This is a genomic window from Cupriavidus sp. DF5525, assembly GCF_040149425.2.
GTDB lineage: Bacteria > Pseudomonadota > Gammaproteobacteria > Burkholderiales > Burkholderiaceae > Cupriavidus > Cupriavidus pickettii_A.
The window spans coordinates 2073211-2095392 of the sequence record NZ_CP168265.1 but is presented as its reverse complement, the minus strand read 5'-3'; the positions used below and the strand labels follow the sequence as shown (position 1 = coordinate 2095392).

Genomic DNA, 22182 nt, shown 5'->3' with positions numbered 1-22182 from the left:
ATTGGCGTGCATCCCGAGAACGCAATCACCGTGCGTGTCATCGTGCCACCGCCGAGCGTGCAAGCGCCTCGACGCACAGCGCCGTGCTGAGTTCTTCCGAGCCCCACCAGACCGAATGCGCTACCGGTGGTTCAGGCCCTCTGTAGAATGCCGATCTCGCCCATGCGCCCTCCTTGTCTTGCTGCCGGAGGAGCAATCCGATACCTGCCGCGATACCCCCGTCCGGCACGCCGTAGTTCGCCAGGATGCAGAGTGCAAGCGCTACGGACATCGGCTGTTGGGAGGCACCGCGCGCGTAGACCCTTGTCTTTTCAATCACCGCATCACGGCATGTGCGGAAGCCCGTCACGCCGTGGAAGCATGCCCTGGACACCATGTAGTAGAGGGCCAAGGGGCTGGTGTAGTACCACGATGCCTCATCTTCGCGATCCGCAAGGATGGCTTCGATGACGATATCGCGCGCCGCCATCGTCTCCTGACGTTCGCCGAGATACAGCAGGACATTCGCATTCACCGCGCCGTCGACATCGTTGTCGGCGTCGGCGTTGCGCAGCCACGTCTTGAACAGGCCGCTGCCATGGCGGTTGTCAAGAATGCAGCGGACATTGGACGTCAGCCCTTGCGCGTCGACGCCCGCCTGCCTCAGTGCAAAGGAAGCGCAGCAGGTGTCATCGAGATCGGGGTCGATGGGTGCGCCGTTACGGGAGGACCAGTAGCGCCAGACGCCCGGCTCTTCCCGTTCATCGAGCAGGAAGCCGATCGCCTTCGATCGCATCTCGTCAATCGAGGCGTGCCTGACGAAGCTCAACGCGTGCAGCACCAGCGTCGTGGCGAACGGCGAGGAATCGAGGCGACCCTCCCCGCGCAATTGCGCATTGGTGAACTTGTGGCAGGCAAACTCGCCCCACTCGCGCTGCCGTCCGCGCAGGAAGGCGACGCCACTGTCGATGGCAGCCTCGCAGGCGCTGATCATAATGGGTAGAGGTCGATGTTGGACTCCAGCCGTTGTGCGGCCTGTGTCCGTTGCTGGATAAGGAAGTTCCGCTTTTCAAGCTTGTAGGCGACCACTTCCGGAAAGACGCCTCCCAGTACGCCAAAGGCAATGCCCTGCAACACGTCGGAGAGTGCGACGTTGGCATCCGCATCGTTGAGCGCCGATGTCACGCTGCTGCCGACCACGCCCCCCGCCGCCCCGGACGTCGCCCCGGTGATCACGCTCTTGGTGGTCCCCTTCCAGGTTGCCGCGAAAGCGGCTCGTTCAAGCGCGGTGCTGACACCCGCGGTCACCAGGCTGCCGGCAAGGAACGATGTTCCGCCGGCGATAGCGTTTTTCCAGGCTGCGTCGCCAGGATCGTCACCCACCAGTGCCGCTTGCGCGGCCGACTGGGCGGAGGCAAGCGCGGCCTGTGTCACGACGCCCGCGGCGATCGCCGCGGCCGAGGCCAGCGTGACGCCCTCAACCAGTGCACCCGTCACCGCCCCCGCGCCACCGCTCAGGCCGCCACCGATGGTACTGAGCACCACGGAGCCAAAGAATACCCCCGCTGCTTCCGCGCCACTGAGATCGTTCTGCGCGATCGCTTCCGCGCCCTGCACGACACCGGTCACGAGCCCGACGCCGGCACCGATCACCGTCATCGCCTCGATGATTTCCGCAGCCTCCGCGAGGAAAGCCAGTATCAGCGGTATAAACGCGAAGCTACCGTTCGGGTCCGACAGCAGCAAGGGATTGTTGCCCGCATAGAGGTAGGGGCTGAGGTACTGCCGCTGCGGATCGGGCGACATGAACCGCGCCTGCAGCGCGTCATACAGTCGGGCGCGGAAGTCATAGAGTCCAGTCTCCTCCAGTTCGCGGGCCAGATACCGATAGCGCAGGATGTCCGGATTGGTGCCGAGGGCGGCGCCATTGTCCAATCCATACGGCAGGTAGTCGCGTCCGGTGACAAGATTAGCCGACGGATCGAGCACCGCTCGAACCGAGCCGAGCCGGTCCCTCGATACAAAAAACTCCGTGCCGTCCTGCCGGAAGTGAACCAGCCCGGCGGGTCCCACGACATACTGATTCACTGCCCCCGACGAACTGACTTCGACCAGCGCATCGTCGCCTGCACCGCGCAGGTAGTAGAGCGTGCTCGCCGCATTCCCGTTCACTGCGACCGTCTTCAGCACACGGCGTCCGCGATGGCCATATCGGACATTCACGGTCGATTGCGTGCCAGCCGGGCCAACCACCGCTTGCAGCGGGAGGCCGCGGAAGCCATCCCACGAGAGCGCAAGACCGACGGCCGGGGTATCGCTGGAGATGCGGGCGTTCAGTTCGCCGGCGGGATCGTACCGGTACGTCCGCTGGCTTCCAGGCGCCTGCGTCGACTGCACCAGGTCTTTCGTCGCGCTCAGATAGGAGTTGGTGGCCGCCCCGACCTGCTTGATATTGCCATTCGCGTCGTAGTTGAAGGAGTTTACCGTACCTGCATTGAACTGCGCCGATTGAACACGTCCCTGTGGATCGTAGGTGTAGCTGGCCGTGATTTGACCGCGGGAACCGCGCGGTGCGGTGATGATCTGGGTCGGCGAGCCATCGAAGTATCCGGGCGCCCCCTCGTTCGCCGGTGCATAAACCGTTGTCTCCGTGAACGCCGTGCCGGCGGTGTCTGACAGCCATCCCGGTGGCGCATACTCCAGCGCTCGCGTTGCCCCCACTTGCTGACCAGCGGAAGAAAACATCGTTTCCGTGGCGGCCTTTCCGTTCTGGTCGTAGGTGTACGCGACGCACCGGTTGCCATCGACGCCGATCGACGCGACACGCCCGATCGAATCCAGCTCATACTGCACCGCCATCGCGGTTGGACCCGGATACGCAATCTCGATGACTTCGCCTTGATAATTGAACGAGTAGTTCGTTATGTAGGGGGTCGCGTTGCCGGCAAACGAAATCGAATGCTGGATGACCTCCGCCCAGATATCGTAATAGAGGCATTCCGTCGCCGAGAATGGATCTGTCGTCCCCGGCACGGCCACTTCATTGGCGCTGACGATCTGCGTCAGTTTGCCAGCGGCGATCATCGACGCAGGCGAATTCCCCTCGTTGACTTCGAAGTCGTACCCATACTGGTTGGACGGTGTCGCCGCCGGAAAGCCCTGGTCGTTTACGTGCTGTGGCAGCGTACCGGGCCACGTCTGTATGCTGCATCCTTCCTCGAAGACGCGCGAGAGCGCATCGTATTTCCAGTACTTGATATAGGGAGAAGATGCTGCCGCTCCCCGTGCATCCATCTGGAATCGCAGGCGCCCCGCCGAGTCATACATCGACCGCGTCTGGCCTTCATTGGCCCGGTTGGCTGTGATTGCATTGCCGAGATAGTCGTAGGTGAAGGTATCGCTCCACCCCATCGGACTGGTGGCGGTGACGAGATTGGCGAATGCATCGAATTGTTGCTTGGTGGCGCTCCACTGCGGATTGGCGGCCCCCGGATTCGTCAGCACCGCCTTCGCGACGGTCGACTTTCGCTCGTCCGTCAACTCGACGCCTGTCGTGCCATTCGGGTCGACCGTCGTGGCGTGCGTGTATTTTCCCGCTGCGTATCCCAGCGTGCCGTTGTTTAGCCCGTAATAGAAGCGCGCCGTATGCGCGGGCACGTTGCCCGGATTGATCGCATAGTCATTTCCGGGCAGGCCCAGTTCCGCCTTGCGTCCGAGCGGAGAGTCTTCGTAGCGCGTGCGCCAGTATGGATAGTCGCCGGACTGCGGGTTGTCCGTCTTCACCAGTCCGGTGATCCTCATCGACGGCCAGTCGAAGCTGGCAAGGTCCGCTTCGTAGCCGCCCCAGGTCGCTGCAGTCGGCGTCAGCGTCGCGCCCTGGGTATGGATGGCGTCGCGTCCCAGCGCATCGTAGATCGTGGCCTTCGCGGTCCACTGGTTTGGCGCCGTCTGCGTGCCCGAGACGACCAGTTCCTGCCGGACCCGGGCATCACCATCCAGGTAGCTGAGCTGCACCTCGTGACCCGCGAAAAAGAGCGCGTTATCGAAGCCAATCGCGTCTGTCGCGAACAGCGTGAAGCTGCGCTCCGGCGCGGTCGGGGCGCGATAACTCAACACGCGACCGCCATCGGCGAAGAACGCAATATTCTTGTCCACCACCACCACGGTCCACTGCCGCGGAAACGCCACGACCTGAATCTTCGTGTTGTCCGATGGCGAACGCACCAGGTAATAGATCAGCGCGCTCGCGGAGTCACTGACGCGCCATTGGGCATTGGCCGCGACCGCCGTGACGGTGGACAGCGGTGCAAGCGGCAATCCGGCAGCCGAGAAAAGCGACGGGAAATCAGTTGGCAGCACGCTGGCGTTCAGATTGGCGGCGTACGTGGCAAACGACACATCGAGCAAGGTGCGAACGCTCGCCGTCACCGTGGTGTTCGACGCGCTATCCGTCAACGTCCACGCAGCCGCTTGCGGACTCCACGCAATCTGGAACCCTGCGCTGATTTCGATTCCGGTGGCAGCCGTCACCGCGCCTGACGGCGTTCCCCGTATCGAAGCGCCGAAGGCATTGATGCCTGCCGCCGCTTCCGGATAGCCGGTATAGGAGATGCTGTCGCGTGCGCCGGCGCTGTGGATCAGCTTCCCGCTTCCCGTTGCCCATTTGGCTTGCGCGGTGCTGCTCCAGTCCCCTTCGAAAATATCTCCGATGTTGAAGCTCTGATAGAAGGCAAACTCACGCGGCGTAATCGTCAGCCTGGCGTTCGGATCCACGGCGGAGAACCTGCCGAGGTTTCCCCTGCGCGAGAGATAGGAATCCGTGATCGTGCCGATCGATTCCTCGGCGTCAACATAGGCAAGCAGCTCCTCAAAGTCGCCACGCACGGTTCGGGTCGTCCGGCTGGAGCTCTCCATGGACGCTGTCGTCACGAGCCACGACGGGCTATAGACATTCGCTGTAAATCCGGCGCGGGATGGCGAGAAGCGCAGATCGTCGACTTTGACTGCTGCCGCTTTGGTATTGGTCAGCGTCAGCGCGATGCTCTGTGGCGAAACATTGGCCGCCAGATCGAACAGCACGCAGAACGCTTGCCATGCGCCTTCCGTGTCGGGGACATCTGCCGTCACGGTTCCCGCTGCCGTGCCGGTAATGGTCCAGTTGGCGACACCCGGAAGCTCTCCAAATCCGGCTGGCGTCTTGAACCAGCAGGTGAGGACATATTGACGGCCCACGGCTTCCGTGACGGTCAGGGTCCGTGCCAGCGGCGAAGAGTTGGCGACACCCGACCCGCCCATGACCAGGGCGCGGGATCCTGTGAACGAATCGTCGGCCTGGATCGCGCCTGGCAGATTGGATGCGCTACCTGCCAGCGTCCACCCGGTCAAGTCCTCATAGACCTCGAATCCCAGAGAGAGAACCTGCTGTTTCGTGACGCTCGCGTTGCCCGCCACCGCGAGCACCAGCTCCTGCGAGGTATCGGTGATCACCGAGTTGGAGCGCCCGTCTGCCGCGATGTATTCTGCAATCTCTCCCCGCCTGTCTCGGGCGGTGATCTGCCACATCCTGCGCCATGCGAGGGGATCGGGGTCGGTGGTGTTGTTCCAGTTGTCCGGCGTGAAGGTCGCGCTGGCCGACAATGCGCGGTACCGCCGGTAGGGCGCCCAGGTCGAACCCGGATTCGCAGTACTCCACGTCGTCGCTTCGATCTGCGTCACCGTGTTGCCGACGGTGACGGTCTTGAGGACCGACGGTGCAATCTGATTGACTTCCGGCGCGGCCAGCGCCGGATACTTCTCATAGGCAAACGTGTAGCTCTCCTGAACCTGGATAAGCTGGCCCAGCGTCCCGTCGTAGTATTGGGTCTGCTTCGTGCGCGGCTGGCCGTTTGCGTCGTTATAGATGAGCGTCGTGGGTACATCCAGCGGCGGCTGCGCCGGCAATGACATCGGATTGACGTCGAAAATGGTTTCCATCGACTGACGCATCCGTACGTAACCGCCGATGAGATTGACGGTCGCTCCTGTCGCAGCGTTGACGGCGGTCCGGACGACGTCCCAGCTTCTGCAGGTACGCGCCACCTGATTGCCCCGACTGTCGTAGCCGTCGACTTCCCGCAGCAGGCCGTTCAGCATCGAATACAGGGTGGCATCCGAATCCGGATGCGGACTCATGCCGTCGAAGTAGCGGTATATCGAATAGCCAAACGGGGCGGTGCCTGCCTGCGTCGTGCCCATCGCCGCCTTCACGCAGGAAAACTGTGTCGACAGGCCATAGGGACTGACTGTTCCGGTTGCCCCTGGGGTGTTGTAATCGAATACGGACCCCGATGTGACACCCATGCCATCCGTCATTTCGACCGACGACACCACGAAGCTGTACATCGGCCCGCGATACGACTGGAACAACACCCGGTGCAGCGTAATGCTGCTGGGCGAGTTGAATGACACGCCGGTGAACGTGGCGAAGGCAAAGGCTCCGGTCAGGTCCGTACCCGCCCCATCGTTGCTCGGGAAGATGCTGCCTTGCACCTGTACAGGATTCGCAGCCAGCACGCCGTTCTTCATCGTCCACACGAACGAACTGCCGTCGGCCCGCCCATAGGCGAGAAACAGCGGCGCCTGATTCGAGATCGACACGGCATCCAGCGGCAGTTGCTCATTCAGCAGCCTGAGGTCGCCGGTTGGCATCTGCTGATAGATCAGGTTGCGCACCGTCACATAGGGTGCGTTGATGGTCGGCGCAGCCGGCCCGCCTGATCCCGCGGCCACCGAGACTTGAGTGAACGTGCCCTGGTAGGAGTTGTAAACGCCGATTACGCCCCGCACCGAGCTGATGCCGACCGCCAGATCGTCCCCAAACGCAAACTGCGCAACGTCCGTGCCAGAACCGAATTGCCCGAGCGTGCCCGAATTCCAGCTGATGCCGTCAAACCGGCGCAGATTGCCCACATTGCCAATCATGCTGCCGTCGGCCAGCGAAACCGCAACCGGCTCCAGCGTGCTCGCTGGAATATTCGTGCCGACGATCGGATTCGGTGACGGCAAAGCCTGAAAACGGATGTCCCACGGATAGATGCGGACTTCGTAGTTGAAGGTCTCCTGAACGGAGTTCGCACTCGTGATGAACGTGGCAGTCGCAAAGGTATCGGAAAGGCTCCACGAGAGCTTCGGCAGGTCCTTCTGCCAGACATAGGTTGGAAGACTGTCGAGCGGAGGAAGATTGTCGTTCCATGCGAGCGTCGCCACGTCGTAGTAGTAGAACGACAACGATAGCGGTGCGCCGGGCTGATACTGGCAGACCGTGAAGAAGTTGTTCGCCGCGCCGAGCGTCCATTCGCCGGCGAGTACCGTGGAGATATATAGCGGATTGGACACCCACTGCTTCGAGCGCGGATTCCAGGTGTACCGATAGAGCTCCGAGACACCCATGGCGGCGGCGACAACGAATCCATTGCCGGTGACCACCTGATACGACGCATCGGGCGCGAGCAGATCCGGCATCGTCAACTGCACGGCTTCCCATCGCCCGTACTGGCCGAAGGCGCGGCGTACGGCGTAGGTCTGAAGTACGCCGTTCGTGCCGGCGCCAGTCAGGCGGTATGACACCGTGAAATTCTCCTGCTGCAGAACGACCTGAAGCGAATCCAGGTCGAGGCTGTAGGGAAGATTCGTGACGACGGGCTTGGAGACCAGCCACTGACCGTTCCAGTCGTAGACGGCAACGGTCAGCTTGTTTGAATTGACTTCGTCGTAGTAAGTGATGACCAGATAGTCCGGCGCGAACCAGAAGCGCGGGACGCCCGCTATCCAGTTCGGGTCCGAACTCTGCATGGTGCAGTCGAGCGAGGTGCTGCTCACCGGCTGCCAGGTGTACTTGTAGGTCGCAACGCCGCCATCTGGAAAAGTGATGCTCTCGATCGCGCCACGATGGACCGCCGCATTGTCCCCCGCCGCGTGGGAGCCGTCGTAATACGTGAACTGCAAACCGGGCAGGATCTTGCCATCGGCATTCACCGTGGTAATGCCAGCGAGATACCGCTTGTACAGGTAGCGCTTGTCCCCCGGTGTCGCCGGATCGGCGAGATTCTCAACAAGGTAGGCAAGGCGAATCGCAAACAGGTCACGCACGACACCCGCGGTCTTCTGGCTGACGTCGATGCTGTCGAGGAACCGTGTTTCATAGCGGTCCTGGAACGCGAAAGGTCCCGCCGGGTTGGGACTGACGTGAGGCGCCTCGTATTCGCGGATCGTGTCGTTGTAGGTCTTGGCCGCGTAGTTGAACGTGACGATGCGTCCCGCGGGATCGGTGATCCTGGTCAGATAGGAGGCGCGAGTGAAGTAGTTCCCGCCGGGGCCGCCGATCTGGATCGCATCGTCGGGAAACTGCGAGTAGGTGAACTGGATCTCGTCACCCCATTGATTGCGCACACGGGCAAGATTCCAGCTGATCGGGAAATTGCTTTGCCCCAGCTGGACGCTGCTGTCTGTCCAGTTGCCGTCCACCCCGCCCCACTTGATCGCATTGCGCAACGCTGCCGGACTATCGCCCGCGGAAACGTCAGCACCATAGATGCGAGTGAGGCCGGACGCATCCGTGATCTTCCAGATCTCCTTCTTCGGATAGTAAACAATGGTCGAGAAGTCGAAATCTTCCGCTTCGAAGGTCCACACATCGACCGTCTGCGACGTCAGACGGAGCTGGCTTTGCGATCCGTCAGTGCTGCTGAGGTAGTACGCGTCGTCGAATGGCGAGACCGAGTTATGGATGTCGAGCTGAATCATCTCGTAGGGCAGCTGCCAGCCCAGGCCAACGATGGACGTCGGACTTTCGAGATTCCATGTACTGACCTCCCAAAGAATGTCGCTCTGGTAGTTCAGGCTGACATCCACCTCCAGTCCGCCTCGATTCGCGAGCGTAAGCAATGCCAGCGAAAGGGTCACGTCGCCGCGAAACAGATTGACGTTCTCGGAAATGCGTCCGATCGAACTATCGAGCGTCTGGAACGTCCGTAGCTCCGGGACGGTCGATTCTTCCTCGACGCCGATGGGATTGGCTGATGTTTCGATGCTCATGGCGTCACTACCTGTCAGTTCGAGGAATCCTGGGGGCCGGGTATCGCTGGTGCAGGTAAATATTGAGGCGGTGCGTGCCGCGACTGTCGCTACCCAGCCCCAGACAGCCGATATCGACGTGATGTTGCTCGAGAACTTCACTGCATCGGTCGAGCGGCCGAGGCGACAGGCCGAGCAGTGCGGCTTGCTCGTTGACACAATGCAGCGCATCGCGCAGGCCGAGACCTGCGTTCGCGACGCACACATCGGCCTTTACATCCGTCAGCGTGCCATCCGCGACGTCAAACGCAGCGGAGAACGTGAGCGCGTTCAGGGGTATGCTCCCGTCGCCAAGTACCGCGGCGAGAAAGCGGGACATCGCCGGGCTGGCAAGCCAAGGCATGTCGAACGCGTCGATCGGGACGGACTTCCGCAAGCGCCAGTACAGCTTCGCCCGCGCGTGCGGCAGGCTCACCCCTTCCACACCCATGCCGAAGACTGCCGCATTCGGCTCAAGCCGACCGATCAGCGCATGTGCCGGATCCGCCGAGCCGAGCACGCAAGCGGCCCATCTCCGTGCCACGTCCCAGCGGTCCACCCGATGCGGCGCCCCCATATAGACTGCGGCGCCGCGCGAAGTGAGTCCCGCAGCCAGGCGGATCATGCCGGTCGGGTACTGGCGGAGCGCCGGCTCATCCTGCGGTATGACAGCCGCCACCGTCAGTCGAACCAGTTCTCGTAGTCCTTCAGCGCCGGTCGCGCGGAGCGTTGCCTCCAGCGCCGCCAGGCTCTTTTGCCAACGGACCAGCGGATCCGCTTCATAGAACGCCGGATCTGCGATAAGACGGGCTTCCCAACGTGCCGGCCTGGCCGACAACAGCAACTGAAGCGGCGAGCCGTTGACGTTAAGATCGGAGCGCGGGTGCGCCGCTTCGGCATCGACCCGAGGATGATGAAGCAGGATCTCCGCGACCTGGCGTGCATGTACTGCCCCCTCCGGTAGAAGTGATGCCACGGCGCCGAACAGCCCACGAAACATGCGGTCCGTGTAAGGCGCCATCGGGATCGCACCCAGCACCGGCATGACGGCAGTCAGCTGCGAGGCGGCACAATGGCAATGATGCCAATGTTGCCCATCGTGGTGCCCGGATTGCCCGGATTTCCGCGCGCGCCCGCTGTTGTGCCCGGCGAACCCCGCTTCCCGTCGTGCCCGCCGTACCCGTGCGTTCCTGGCTCGCCGCCCGCACCGACGTTGCCTCCAAGGCCGCCGATACCACCTTGCCCGACAATACCGGCCACCGGATTGGTGGAAATCGTGCCGCCCCCGGCCAACGGGATGTTGATCGTGACTTTCTGCGCGTTGCCGCCATTGCCACCGTTGCCACCATTCCCGCCGGCGGCGCCGTTGGCCCCGTTTCCACCGTTGCCCGCGCTACAGCCGATGGCCTGGCACGAGGGTCCGTTACCGCCCTGACCACCATTTCCGCCATCGGCGCCATCCCCTCCCGGACCGCCATCCTGCCCGGGACCGCCTTGCGACGCCACGACGAGGAAACCTGTCAGGGTAGTGATATTGAGTTGCGCGGTAAGCGCGCCAAGGCCCTGGACGCCGTTGGTACCGTTCGTTCCAGCGTTGCCCATTGCACCATCGCCGCCGTTCTGCCCGTCTTGCATGCAATGCGAATCACCCCAGACACACTTTCCTTCCTTTGCCTGCGGCGGCGTATTTCCCTGGGGTTGTTTCGCGGGCTTGGGCGGCGGATTCTGAACCGCGCCCATGATTCCGATTCCATAGGTAGGCATATGAGTCTCCCGTTCAATCCGTGCTGGCTACTGTTTGGGGTCCACGTATTGCATCACCAGGTTCTGCACGTTAAGGGTGAAGTACGTGTTCTTCACCGTCAGAACGGAATCGCTGTAGAAATTCAACGTTCCGTAATTCCAGACGGTGGGATCGACGCTGGGTCCGATCACGGTTTCGCCGTGCGGCATCGTAAAGAGTCCATCGGACACAAGGCGCACGTTCACCGGCAGTCCGGCGTTCGCCGCGTTCACATGCGAGGTGGAAAGCTCGCCCTGGCCGTACAGGTACGATTCGATGTGTTCCGCAAGCGTCCTTGGCCTCCCCGCAGAACGCTGGCTGATATCGGCTTCGCGGTCCTGCAAATGTTGCGGGTTGCGCGGACGCACCAGGGCGCGGAGCTGCTCGATATTTGTCACCGTTACCGTTGAAGTCTGTGAACCGCGCGCCAGGAGGTGGGATCGGCTATGCCCCAACTGCTCGCCGATGGCGAGGAAATTTTCCATTTGCTCGTTAGTCATTGCGTACGACTCCTTTGTCGCAACGTTGGGATATTTGCCCGTGAGCCGGGTGCGACAGCCGGCTGGACTGCGTCACGCCGGGACGAGCGGCAACTGTTCGAGGGCGATGGCCGGAATGGCGTTATCGACATAACCGAGGAAGCGTCCGCCTGGCCGATCGCCGATCTTGTTGTGAAGGAAAAACTCGTCGTCGACGGCGAACAGCTCTGGCCTGGCGCGTGGGGCGCCTTGCTCGAGATAGCAGTGAAGCAGTTGCGCCTCGCTGGGAACCAGCACCATGTTCGCCGCGACGCGCGTCTGCCGGCTCCGGTTCGGTGGCGTAGCATGGACCAGCGCGTGATCGTAGATAATCGCCTGTCCCGCGCGCAGTGGAACGTCCATCAGATACTTTTCCACGATCGTCTCGGCAAGCGTCACGAAGGGGTTCGGAAAATAGGGCCCACGCAGAACGTCGACGATGCGGTGGCTGCCTTTGAAGATCGATTGCCCGCCGTTCGAGGCGTCGGTGTCGATGAGAGGACACCAGACATTGACCGAGCGCATCAAGCGCTCATCGACAAAGGTCCAGTCCTGATGGAGGGAAACCTCGGTTCCCGAACGGCTATGCTCCTTAACGACAAAATTTCCGACAACACAGCGATAGTCATCGAGAAACATTGCGAGACGCGGAGCGAGATATTCTTTTATCTTTGCGTCGACGCGCGCGCGATATTCCGCATCGTCACTGAACATCGTCGCATGAAACCCAAGTTCCGAGGATGGCGCCTCATTCCAATAAAAGCGCTGCAATGCACGCACTTCCTCTCCAGTCAGGAGTTGCGCGAGAACGGCCCCCTCGTCGAGGAACGTTTCGTTATGCTCTGCCGATTTGAATACACGTCTCATGTCGCGCTCCCACGGTACCCTGGGTTGACTGGTCCGGCAATCAGGGCGTCAAGAAGACGCTGATCTCGCCAGGCAGAGTCACTATATGGCGCCAAAAACAAAGCGCAACGTACGGCTTTCAAGATCAGATCTGCGGCGGTGTTACTTCGTTACATCGATGAAACAGTGCGCCGAAAGGGAGAAAAAGAATCCGCAATTGTCCGCGTCAGGATCAGGATCCGGTGCACCGAGCACGGGCGTTCTCAGAATGCTAGATGGTGCGGACCGGCAAGCAATTAGAAGTTGCTCACGTCAGCTTTTCCGCACCTTCTACACTTTCGGCGGCATCGGCCGACTGCGCGCTTTTTCCGATGGTCGAAACTGTTCCGCCCGGTGCCGGTCCCGTGAAACTTCTCGCGGCGAATGGTCGTCAATGCGGACGGAAGAGCCCGCGCACGCGAAGGGCGGCGAGCACGTGATTGACCACCGCGTCGCAGCGTGGGCCCGCAACACTGAACGTGCTTTGCAGATAGGGATTTACCTCTTCAGCCAGGGATTCGCGCAGCATTGTGCGGGCCCGGAGGAAGCGCGTCTTGACCACGTCACCGCTTACGCCAAGGCAATAAGCCGTTTCCTCCACGCTCATGTCTTCGACGGCCCGAAGCATGAAAACGCAGCGGTCGATTGCCGGCAACATTTCGACCGCAGCCTGCAAGAGCTCGCGCACCTGACCGCGTTCGGCCGTGGCTTCAGGCGACCCCGGACCCAACACCAACTCCGTATTCGCCGCGCTCCGTCAACTGCAGCGGGCGTTCCCCGTCTTCGGAGGCGCCCAGGTGGTCCAGGCCTGGGGCGGCATGATGGATGTCACCCCCGACGCCCTGCCAGTCATCTCGGCAGTGGACTCCCTTCCCGGCTTCTTCATTGGCATGGGGTTCAGCGGCCACGGATTTGGCACTGGCCCCGCCGCCGGCGAGTTGCTGGCCCAGCTGGTGCAGGGCATCGCGCCCACGGTCGGGCACCACGCGTTCAGGCTCTCGCGGGTTCGGGCGTAACAGGCATCGTAGGCGAGATGCTGCGTGGCGTGCGGAAAAAATCCGAGGTGACCCAGGAAATGGCGCGCCCGAGCTGACAGCGCGGCGGTGTGATGCCGTTGCGTATCCGGCCCAAGGCTCGTTAGCGGGTCGCGACCTCTATTCGTGCCCTGTCACCGCCCTTTTCGTCGCGTGATAGCCGTTCCTTGTTGCGCCAGCCACGGTGTGGCCGGCACCCTTCGCACCACGGCCCACCGCGTGCGCGGCATCGCGCACAGCATGCCCGGTCTGCTTTCCTGCTGTCTTGACGCCATTCTTGAACGCCCGAGCATCCGTGGCCAGGCTCGCATGCGCCAACGAACTGACGGCGGCAAGCACGAATGCCATGATCGAGATTTTCGTCTTTGTCATTTCAACTTCATATGGGGGCACAGGACAACAGCCGATCGCCAGGGCATCGCTGCGATCCTCTGACCCGCCGCAATCCAGACACTCGTGTGGAAACACGATCGAAGTGCCTATTCTAGTGCAATGTTCCATTCTGTTTGGAACTTAAGCGGCGGTTGGCGCGAATGACCTTCTGTAGGATGTCGCGAGCGCTCTTGGTCCAGATGAACGGCTTGGGGTTGGTGTTGTGGTGAGCGATGTACTCGTTGATGGCGTCGACCAGTTCCGGCACGCTGGTGAATACGCCGCGGCGAAGTCGCTCGGTCGTGATGTCGCGAAAGAACCGCTCGACCATGTTCAGCCATGACGCCGAGGTGGGCGTGAAGTGCATGTTGATGCGCGGATGCTTGGCCAGCCAGTCTTGCACCGCAGGATGCTTGTGGGTGGCGTAGTTGTCGGCGATCAGATGCAGCGTTTTGTCCTTGGGCGTCTCGCGGTCGATCTTGCGCAGGAACTTCAGCCACTCGGTATGGCGGTGGCGCTGCTGGCACTGGGCGATGACCTGGCCATCGAGCACGTTGAGCGCGGCAAACAGCGTGGTCGTGCCGTTGCGCTTGTAGTCGTGCGTCATGGTGGCCGCACGTCCCTTCTTCAACGGCAAGCCGGGCTGCGTGCGATCCAGCGCCTGCACCTGGCTCTTCTCATCGCAGCACAGCACCAGCGCGTGCTCGGGTGGCGACATGTAGAGGCCAACGATGTCTTCAAGCTTCTCGACGAACCGCGGATCGCGCGAGACCTTGAAGCCGCGCACGATGTGCGGCTTCAACCCGTGGGCGTGCCAATGGCGCATGACGGTGCTGGCGCTCACGCCCAACTCGGCGGCCATCTTGCGCGTGCTCCAGTGCGTGGCCGCCACGGGCTTCGTTTGAGTGGTCAGCTCCACCAGCCGCGCCGTGTCCACCTTCACCGGCGGCGCACCGCGCGGCAAGTCGCGTTCGATACCGGCCAGCCCCGATTGCGCATACCGCTCACGCCAACGCGAGACCTGCACGCGTCCGACTCCCAACTGCTCGGCGATGTCCTTGTTCTGCAATCCGTTGGCGGCCAGCAGCACAATGCGCGCGCGCTGCGCCAGCCTCACGCTCGTGAGCTTCGACCGAACCAGCCTCGTCAACTTGGTTCGCTCCTCGTCGGTCAACATGATCTCGGGGGCAACTCGCACTCGCTCTCTCCACGCTGTATCGCAGTAGGGCATTGGAGACGCCGAATTCATATAAGTTCCATCAAGAACAGAACGCTACACTAGCGAAGTCGCCTCGCCGCCCTTGCAGAACTTCTCCCAGCGCACGCATCGTTATGCACCATCAGGCACCAGACTAGTGCGCCGGGCCCTTTGCTCCCTGCGCCTCAGCCCCTCCGCGACTTGCGTGAGGTATGGCACACATATTGCGTTTGGGGCACACAGGCCAATGGCCTTGAAACAAATTGACAAGTCACGATGACACGTTCCGAAGAAGGCGTACGGTGCAACGGCGCCGCGAAGCGAAATGACCGCCTGCCGGGAACCGGTCTGCTCTGGCATCGGGCGCTTGATTTTCCAGTCAGCGCGGCGCGCGTCTGCGTCAACACTCCCCTGCAAGGCATGGCATGAACGCTTCCTCTACCCCGCTACCCCAGGCCGAAGTGTCGGCCGAGACCATCGGTACGTTGATCAACTTGTCCGGAAGGCAGCGCATGCTGTCGCAACGGATCGTCCTTCATATGCTGCTCGCTTCGCGCGGCGATCCTGCGGCGCTCGATATCGTCCGGAGGTGCCTGGCGATGTTCGAGTCGGCGCATTCGGATCTCGTGAAGGGCAATGAGCGGTTGCCCGGCGTATTCTCCGGTCCCTTGCAGCAGTTGTACTTTGGCAATGCACGGGCCGATGCACGTATCCGCGAATTCATTGGCCAGGTCAGGACAGCAATAGACGCACCGACAGCCGAAACCAGCCGGCGTGCCTCAGCGCTCGATGCGCTGGTCGCGCAGGCCACACCAATACTTGAACTGCTGCAGACCGTTACGCAGGCCTATCAGGAGGAAATGCACCGTTGCGAAGTCACGGTTCGCAAGCGCCAGACCGACCTCGTCGAGCGCCTCAGCAGTATTTCGATGCAGGCGAACATCGTCGCAATGAATGGGCGCGTCTCGGCGGCGCGGGCCGGGCAGTACGGCAAGGAGTTCTCGGTGATCACGGAAGTGCTGGCGGGCATCATCAAGGAAATGGATCAGTTGATCCGCCACGTCGTTGGCTCGAACGGCGCGCAGAAGAATTCCGTCGGACACTGATGCGGAGACTGCCTTGAAACGTTACCTCAGTGTCGCTTGCCTGCTCGTCTGCAGCGTCCTGGCGCTTGCCTTGGCCGGAACCGCATCGGCCGAAACACTGACCATTAACTCGGCCATCAACAAAGCGGGCCGCCAGCGCATGCTGTCCCAGCGCATGGCCAAGGCCTATTGCCAGGCTGGCCTCGGTGTTGAAGTCGAACGAGCCAGGCGGATCCTGGAGCAGTCAGTCGCGCTCTTCGACAAGCAACTCAAGGATCTGCAGGCGTACGCGCCTACGTCGGAGATCAAGGACACCTACGCGAGACTCGAGCACGCGTGGATTTCCTATAAGCAGTTGCTGTCCAGCAGCGAACCGAATCTCGAGAACGGGAAGACAATCGCCAGGATGAGCGAGGAGGTACTGAAGCTTGCACAACAGGGTACCGTACAGCTGGAGAGATTCTCCGGCACCACTACGGCAAAGCTGATCAACGTTGCCGGCCGCCAGCGAATGCTCTCGCAGAGAATCGCCAAGATCAGCATGTTACGCGCCTGGGGTATCACCTCCCCCCAGATGACACAGGAGCTGGACACGGCTACCACCGAATTCGGCGCCGCGCAGGAACTGCTGACATCGGCACCACAAAACACTGCAGCAATCCGAGGCGAACTGCAGCTTGCCGGTTCTCAGTGGCTGTTCTTTAAAGAGGCGCTCAGTCAAACTGGCGTCAGTCGAGCGGAGCAGTTGAGAAACATTGCCACGACCAGCGAGCGAATTCTTCAGGTGATGGACGACGTCACTGGCATGTACGAGCTCACGCTCAAGTAGCCTGCTGCTGTCACGGACTTTCAGGCCGCTCGCATACAGGAGACACGACCAGTGCGGACTACCGCGCGCACTCCGCCTGCCTGTGGATGTCTCGCGTTGTGCCTTCTTGAGTGAGGCTAGGACGGCCTCCGTTCACTGCGGCGCGATAGCCACCTGCTCGCGCACCGTTCTTACTCGCTTGGGAATTGAGTATGCGGCTCCATCAGCTGACGATCCTCCGGCTCCACTCGAGAGTCGGCCGGGATTCGCAATCATGTGCTGCAGAGCATAAGGACGGATCTTGAGCCCCTCGGCGTTGCGGTAGCAGACCGGGCGCGCGACCTTCATACGCGTGCAAAACTGCGATTTTATGAGTCGTAGCTTTCACACGCAAGGTTTCTCCTGTCGCCTGCCACCCGCCGACCTGCGCTCATGACTTGCACTTCGATGCAAGATCTACTATCGTTACTACGACTATGTTGATCGTAGTTATAAACGAAGGAAGTTCATCATGAATCAGATCCGATTGATTAGCGCACTTTGCGCCACTGCGATCCTGTCCGCTGGCGTTACCGCGTGGGCGTCAGCGGCCGAATCGGCGTGGGTAACAAGTCGTCCGCTGACGGCCGGCCATGACCTGAAAGGTAGATCGGCGCCACTGAGCCACATCAACAGCACGAAGGACAAACTGCTCGCAGGTCAAGACCTGAGGGGAGTCTCTGCTCCGCCGGGTTACACCAGTGACACGGGCACTGCAAATGAGGCAAGCAAGGCTTCGGGGGCGCCGAGCAAATCGCTGCCTTGGCTCGCGTAAGCAGGTGCCCGCCAAACTGCTGGCCGTGTTTGTCGTGGATAGCGACGACAAGGAACTGACGACTTGCGAAAGGAGTTCGAAATGAGGCTGGACTATACAAAAGCGTCTCCGGGCGGCGTAAAGGCGTTCGGCAGTGTCTACGGATACATCCTGCAGTCCGGACTTGATGATGTTCTCGTGGAGCTGGTCTATCTGCGCGTAAGCCAGATCAATGGCTGCAAGTACTGCCTGGACATGCACACGCGCGACCTGGTGAAGAAAGGCGTGTCGATCGGAAAGCTCGCGCTCGTGCGAGTCTGGCAGGAAGCAGGCGCTCTCTTCAGTGACCGCGAAAAGGCAGCGCTTGCATGGGCTGAATCTGTGACGCGCGTCTCTAAAACTTATGTCCCTGATGACGCCTTCCGCGCGGCCGCAGCAGTCTTCAGCGAAAAGGAACTCGCTGACCTGACGATGGCGATCAGCCTGATGAATGCACTCAATCGCCTCGCAATCAGCTTCCGCCGCTCCCCGCTGGTCGAAGACTTGGGCAAGGGCTAACCAGCCATTGTGAAACAGAGGCCAGCTTCCTGGCCCCTGCATTTTGCTGCCGCCTGGTTGGAGAAGGAAGTAGTCGCATTCCATCTCTTCCGTGCAACTCGGGACCCTCGAGGTTCGCAATCAGTGTCCTTGGCATGCCCTATGCCGTTAGCGGACGTCGCAGACTCCAGCCAGAATCAGAGAGATTGAAATGACTTCCACGGGTGAAATTGCAAAGCTGGTCCAGCCAGCGGCCGACGTGGCAACCTGCGCATTCCGAGCGCCAGATCCAGAGCCACCGCTCGGTGCGCATCTCATCTCTCCGCGCAAATGCTACGCCCACCACGGCATCTATGTCGGTGACGGCATGGTGGTTCACTACGCGGGCTACTGGCATCGGCAGCAACGAGGACCGGTCGAAGCGCTGACATTGGAAGCATTCGCCGACGATCAGGGCATCATCGTGCTGCCTTCGCCAACGGCGCGGTACAGCGCGACCGACGCTGTCCGGCGCGCCCGCTCCCGCCTGGGCGAGGACCGATATTGCCTGTTCACCAACAACTGCGAACACTTCTGCATGTGGTGCCTGTACGGCGAGAGCCGCAGCGAACAAGTGCAGCATTGCATGGTTCATCCGCTAAGCGGACTACGCCTGATCGCCTGCATGCTTCCAGATTGGTGGAATACCGCTGCAGCGTTTGGCGGCGAAAGTCCGGAGGCGGGACGGTTGCGCTGCGCTCCGATGTAGTTGAGCTCGTGGAGCAGGTGGTGCGCACGTGTGCCCTCGGCCAAGGGAATGGTGCATCACGATCTCGGGCTTCGCGCCGTCATCACTAAACCCGGATGCCTGGCGGCCCCATCCTGGCCGCCAGACTTAAATCTGGCCCGCTGCAGTATCCATGGGTTCCACTGGCTTGTGGAAACAAACGAGCCTGGCTTCGGCGCGCTCCTGGGCGATGGCCACTTGCTCGCGTGCGCGCTCGAGCTCCGTCGAGAATTGGGTGCGCAGTTCCGCCAGCTGACGGAGACCGCGCCAAACCGGGGGCTGACTAAGCGGCAAGGCGGTGGTCTTCTTCTCCGGCGATGGAGGGATACCAGCGTTCAACGTAAGAACGTAGCTGGTTATTGAGCACCTCGGTCCGGATTTGCAGTAGGTTGTGCGCGTACCGAGGCCGCCAAGCCATCTGCTGCCGTTTGACGAACCGCTTGCTGACCACCTGGTTGACGGCTGACTCGACAAAACCTGAGGCAATGGGCTCGCCATGCCGATAGCGGTCACCGTAGTTCACGATGAAGTACCGGTTGTTGTCCAAGTAGACAATGAACTCCTCGAGCTTGCCAAGGAGTTTGGCCTCCTCGGGGCTGGCCTCAGCGTCCAGATCCCAGCCCAGGCTTTCCAGTCGGCGCAACGCCGGATAGGGGCAGCCGTGCCACAGGTGCCACTTGGAGCTATGCAGCGCCTTGATCAATTCCGCGTTGCTGGGGCCGCCGTGGGCCGGCCGGCCCTTGATCATCTGTTCGAGGTTCTGTACCCGCATGGCGATGTGGAACCAATCGAGAACGTACTCACCGCGGTCACCAAAGCCGAGTTGGGCAAACCGTACGGTATCCCCGCCGTCCGACAGGAAGGTGACCGGCTGACTTGGTTGCACACCTTCTCGTAGCAGGAAGTTCCACATACGATCGGCCGGTCGACGCTCCAGCTTGTGCACGTAGGCAAAACTATGCCCGCCATCCTGATCCCGCAGGGACTTTCCGACGATCACTTCAAACCAGCCATCCTGGCGGCGCCGGTGGCCGGCCCAGCGAAGGTAGCCGCCGTCAATGCCGACCGCGCGGACCGGACTGGGCTCCGGGACCTCGGACGAACCGACGCTCGCGGCCACCTCCGTCTGCTGCCGGGCGTCAGTGGCCTGCTCCGCTTCCAGCCGGCGACCGAGCGTGGTGACCTGGCGCCGGATCGAGCTGGCTGCCAGTACATGATCGAGCGGCAATAATTCCTGCAGGACGTTGACGGTCAGACCATACGACATCAACGCTGCAAACTTCACCTCGAGATACTGCAGTTCTGGACTGACCCGCTCAGGCAAGCAGTTAGCGACCGGACTGAAGCTAGGTGCGTCGCCCTGGCACTGCCGGCAGGGGTACAGCCTCGGACTGTCAATCGACAGCCGTCCGAACGCGCTACGGAAAACCAAGTGATGGTGGCCCTTGCAAGCCAGCTGCGCCCCGCACGTGGGACAAACGCTGGTCCGGGCAACTGCCTCGGCCACCTGTGCCGTGACCATCGTGCGCTGCAGCCGGCCCAGCAATGATTTCGCCTCCTGCAGATGCAGCCCCAGCGAGCCCACATCAAGGCCATCTCTCTCGAACTGGGCTATCTCGGTGACGGTGGCTGGCGCGCCTCCATCGTCCTGCACGACGAGTTGCAAGCTGATACGCATGGCCGCCCTCCTTCCTTCGAAGCTGCGGCGACCAGTCTACCCCTCGAGCTCTCGCAGCCGATCATTGACGATCCGACGATCAAAGCGACGATCCAGCCAAATCAGCCACCCATCGACCTCGTCGCGCAGGTCTTCCAGCACGATTGGCCCTTCGCGCAGTGACTCGATCCAATCGACGAACTCATATTCACTGTGTTCGTCCCTGGCCTCCAGATACCTCTCGATTCCGCCAATGTCCTCGGGCGGGCATGGCCCGCAACCCGCCACGCAACGGGGCAACTGGCCAGGCCGTTGCCGCAGCATACGCCGCTCCAGGCGTATCTCGTGGCGCCACCACGCGTTGAAGTCATACACATAGACGAAGCCTTCGTGTTCGCGGAGATGAAACGCGGTCAGCGGCAGTTCGCTGGCGACTGTGCAGAACTGCAAGACGCCCTCCTGAGCTTCGCCGTAACGCCTGCCACGAATGCTGAACGTGTGCAGGTGTTCGTCGGCCCAGCCCATGACGACCTGGATGACATGGTGCAATCGCCCGAGTGTCAAGTGCTCGGGAACGAGGACGCGCCGCCAAACCGGCGGACTCAGGCCGCGCAGAGCAATTCGAAGTTGAAGGACGGAGATCGCCGGTCCAGGATCGGGAGCCATGCGCGCATTGTAGGTGCCTCATTGGCCTCTTAGTAGCGGTCCGGCCGTCAGCCCCCGTTTTGGCGCGCTTTCCTTTCTTGCCTGCTTGCCCTAGCCAATATCGATCGTGCGACTCGCGGATCGCGCCGGCTCTGATTTCGGCACGGTCAACGTGAGCACACCATTGTCAAACTTTGCCAGGGTGTGATCGGGGTCGGCGTTTTCCGGCATGGGAATCGTGCGCACGAAGTTTCCATAGGCGCGCTCTAGCCGGTAGCAGCCATCTTCCTCGCTGCGCACGTCCTGCTTTTTCTCGCCGCGCAGCACGATCGCCCCGTCCTCGACGCTCACGTTCAGGTCTTCGCGATCCATCCCTGGCAATTCGGCGGTCACGCGCAGCACCTGCCCTTCGTCGACCACGTCGATGCGCGGCTGGAAGCGCGATGAACTGAAGTCGCCAAACCATCGCTCGAGTGCACCACGGCCGGCAAACGGGTCATGAAAGAACTCCTCCACTGCGCGCCACGGTTCGCGTGAGAACAGTCGCGGAATGTCAGGCAAGGAGGCGCGCCATTGTTCGCTCGCCGGCGTGCTTTCCGGGCTGTCCCCATCGGACTTGCGGGCCGCCCCGCGAAGGAACTTGAAGAGATTCCACTTTTTCGGGTCGGTGTTCATCGTATCCTCCTCTAAGAGGTCTGGCAGGAGAACCGGATTCCAGTTGGTGTCAGCCGCATCGTCGATGATCTATTGACCGTAGGAACCCCCTGATGTGCGGTTTCCTGACGGTACATGAATAGCGCACGGGGAAAACTCCCTGAAGACATCTCGCAGATGGCAGTTGCAGAAAGCAGGACCGGTATATTTTCGGTACGTTATGACAGCCGTAGGGGTTGGTCTTCGGTTCTATGCGAAGGCGTCAGTCGTTGCTAACCGGTTTGACAAGCCCCTGGCTGTCGCAGCCACTTAGGCGTGTTCTTCGCCGTATATGCCGGCCGCGAAATCATTACAAGAAACCCCGACAGAGGCCGCAAA

The 22182-nt window shown here is 61.5% G+C and carries 17 protein-coding genes; 5 read left to right on the top strand and 12 right to left on the bottom strand.

Translation table 11 applies throughout. The annotated features are described in order from the left end of the window. Positions 1-37: 37 nt before the first annotated feature. From ABNX08_RS09925 to ABNX08_RS09895, 7 genes are all read right to left on the bottom strand, one after another. Positions 38-973, bottom strand: coding sequence for a hypothetical protein (locus tag ABNX08_RS09925; RefSeq protein WP_349607256.1), 936 nt, complete (start codon positions 971-973; stop codon positions 38-40). Continuing rightward, on the bottom strand, positions 970-9051 hold the full coding sequence (locus ABNX08_RS09920; protein WP_349607257.1) for an RHS repeat-associated core domain-containing protein: 8082 nt from the start codon (positions 9049-9051) through the stop codon (positions 970-972). The genes ABNX08_RS09925 and ABNX08_RS09920 overlap by 4 nt, the downstream gene beginning before the upstream one ends. Positions 9052-9058: 7 nt before the next feature. Next, positions 9059-10114 (bottom strand): hypothetical protein, encoded by a 1056-nt coding sequence (locus ABNX08_RS09915; protein ID WP_349607258.1) that lies wholly within the window; start codon positions 10112-10114, stop codon positions 9059-9061. Positions 10115-10122: 8 nt separating this feature from the next. After that, complete coding sequence (locus ABNX08_RS09910) at positions 10123-10833, bottom strand: hypothetical protein (protein WP_022535051.1); 711 nt, start codon at positions 10831-10833, stop codon at positions 10123-10125. Between the two features lie 27 nt (positions 10834-10860). Next, positions 10861-11352: a hypothetical protein gene (locus tag ABNX08_RS09905; RefSeq protein WP_349607259.1), complete on the bottom strand. Its 492-nt coding sequence runs from the start codon at positions 11350-11352 to the stop codon at positions 10861-10863. Between the two features lie 72 nt (positions 11353-11424). Further along, positions 11425-12237 carry a phytanoyl-CoA dioxygenase family protein gene (locus ABNX08_RS09900; RefSeq protein ID WP_349607260.1) on the bottom strand — a complete coding sequence of 271 codons (813 nt, stop codon included), beginning with the start codon at positions 12235-12237 and terminating at the stop codon, positions 11425-11427. A gap of 409 nt (positions 12238-12646) precedes the next feature. Beyond that, the gene (locus ABNX08_RS09895; protein WP_349607261.1) at positions 12647-12943 is read right to left on the bottom strand and encodes a sigma factor-like helix-turn-helix DNA-binding protein; all 297 of its coding nucleotides are present in this window, start codon (positions 12941-12943) and stop codon (positions 12647-12649) included. A 16-nt stretch (positions 12944-12959) separates the two neighbouring features. Between ABNX08_RS09895 and ABNX08_RS09890 the strand changes: the two genes are divergently transcribed. Continuing rightward, complete coding sequence (locus ABNX08_RS09890) at positions 12960-13271, top strand: FAD-binding oxidoreductase (protein ID WP_022535047.1); 312 nt, start codon at positions 12960-12962, stop codon at positions 13269-13271. A gap of 138 nt (positions 13272-13409) precedes the next feature. On the opposite strand, the gene ABNX08_RS09885 is transcribed toward ABNX08_RS09890, so the two are convergent. Together ABNX08_RS09885 and ABNX08_RS09880 are read right to left on the bottom strand one after the other, a co-directional pair. After that, on the bottom strand, positions 13410-13637 hold the full coding sequence (locus tag ABNX08_RS09885; RefSeq protein ID WP_374063666.1) for a hypothetical protein: 228 nt from the start codon (positions 13635-13637) through the stop codon (positions 13410-13412). Positions 13638-13773: 136 nt separating this feature from the next. Then, positions 13774-14892 (bottom strand): IS630 family transposase, encoded by a 1119-nt coding sequence (locus tag ABNX08_RS09880; protein ID WP_374063665.1) that lies wholly within the window; start codon positions 14890-14892, stop codon positions 13774-13776. A 392-nt stretch (positions 14893-15284) separates the two neighbouring features. Between ABNX08_RS09880 and ABNX08_RS09875 the strand changes: the two genes are divergently transcribed. From ABNX08_RS09875 to ABNX08_RS09860, 4 genes are all read left to right on the top strand, one after another. Next, positions 15285-15965 (top strand): type IV pili methyl-accepting chemotaxis transducer N-terminal domain-containing protein, encoded by a 681-nt coding sequence (locus ABNX08_RS09875; protein WP_349608220.1) that lies wholly within the window; start codon positions 15285-15287, stop codon positions 15963-15965. 13 nt (positions 15966-15978) lie between these two features. Next, positions 15979-16773 (top strand): type IV pili methyl-accepting chemotaxis transducer N-terminal domain-containing protein, encoded by a 795-nt coding sequence (locus tag ABNX08_RS09870; protein WP_349608218.1) that lies wholly within the window; start codon positions 15979-15981, stop codon positions 16771-16773. An 874-nt stretch (positions 16774-17647) separates the two neighbouring features. After that, on the top strand, positions 17648-18103 hold the full coding sequence (locus ABNX08_RS09865) for a carboxymuconolactone decarboxylase family protein (RefSeq protein ID WP_349608216.1): 456 nt from the start codon (positions 17648-17650) through the stop codon (positions 18101-18103). A gap of 190 nt (positions 18104-18293) precedes the next feature. Next, entirely contained in the window at positions 18294-18830 is a 537-nt protein-coding gene (locus ABNX08_RS09860) for a lecithin retinol acyltransferase family protein (RefSeq protein ID WP_349608214.1), read from the top strand. Between the two features lie 301 nt (positions 18831-19131). Here ABNX08_RS09860 and ABNX08_RS09855 read toward each other — a convergent pair whose 3' ends face one another. From ABNX08_RS09855 to ABNX08_RS09845, 3 genes are all read right to left on the bottom strand, one after another. Next, positions 19132-20526 carry an ISKra4 family transposase gene (locus tag ABNX08_RS09855; protein WP_374063664.1) on the bottom strand — a complete coding sequence of 465 codons (1395 nt, stop codon included), beginning with the start codon at positions 20524-20526 and terminating at the stop codon, positions 19132-19134. A 36-nt stretch (positions 20527-20562) separates the two neighbouring features. After that, entirely contained in the window at positions 20563-21171 is a 609-nt protein-coding gene (locus tag ABNX08_RS09850) for a plasmid pRiA4b ORF-3 family protein (RefSeq protein ID WP_022540314.1), read from the bottom strand. Positions 21172-21261: 90 nt separating this feature from the next. After that, entirely contained in the window at positions 21262-21825 is a 564-nt protein-coding gene (locus tag ABNX08_RS09845) for an Hsp20/alpha crystallin family protein (RefSeq protein WP_022540316.1), read from the bottom strand. Between the last annotated feature and the right edge of the window lie 357 nt (positions 21826-22182).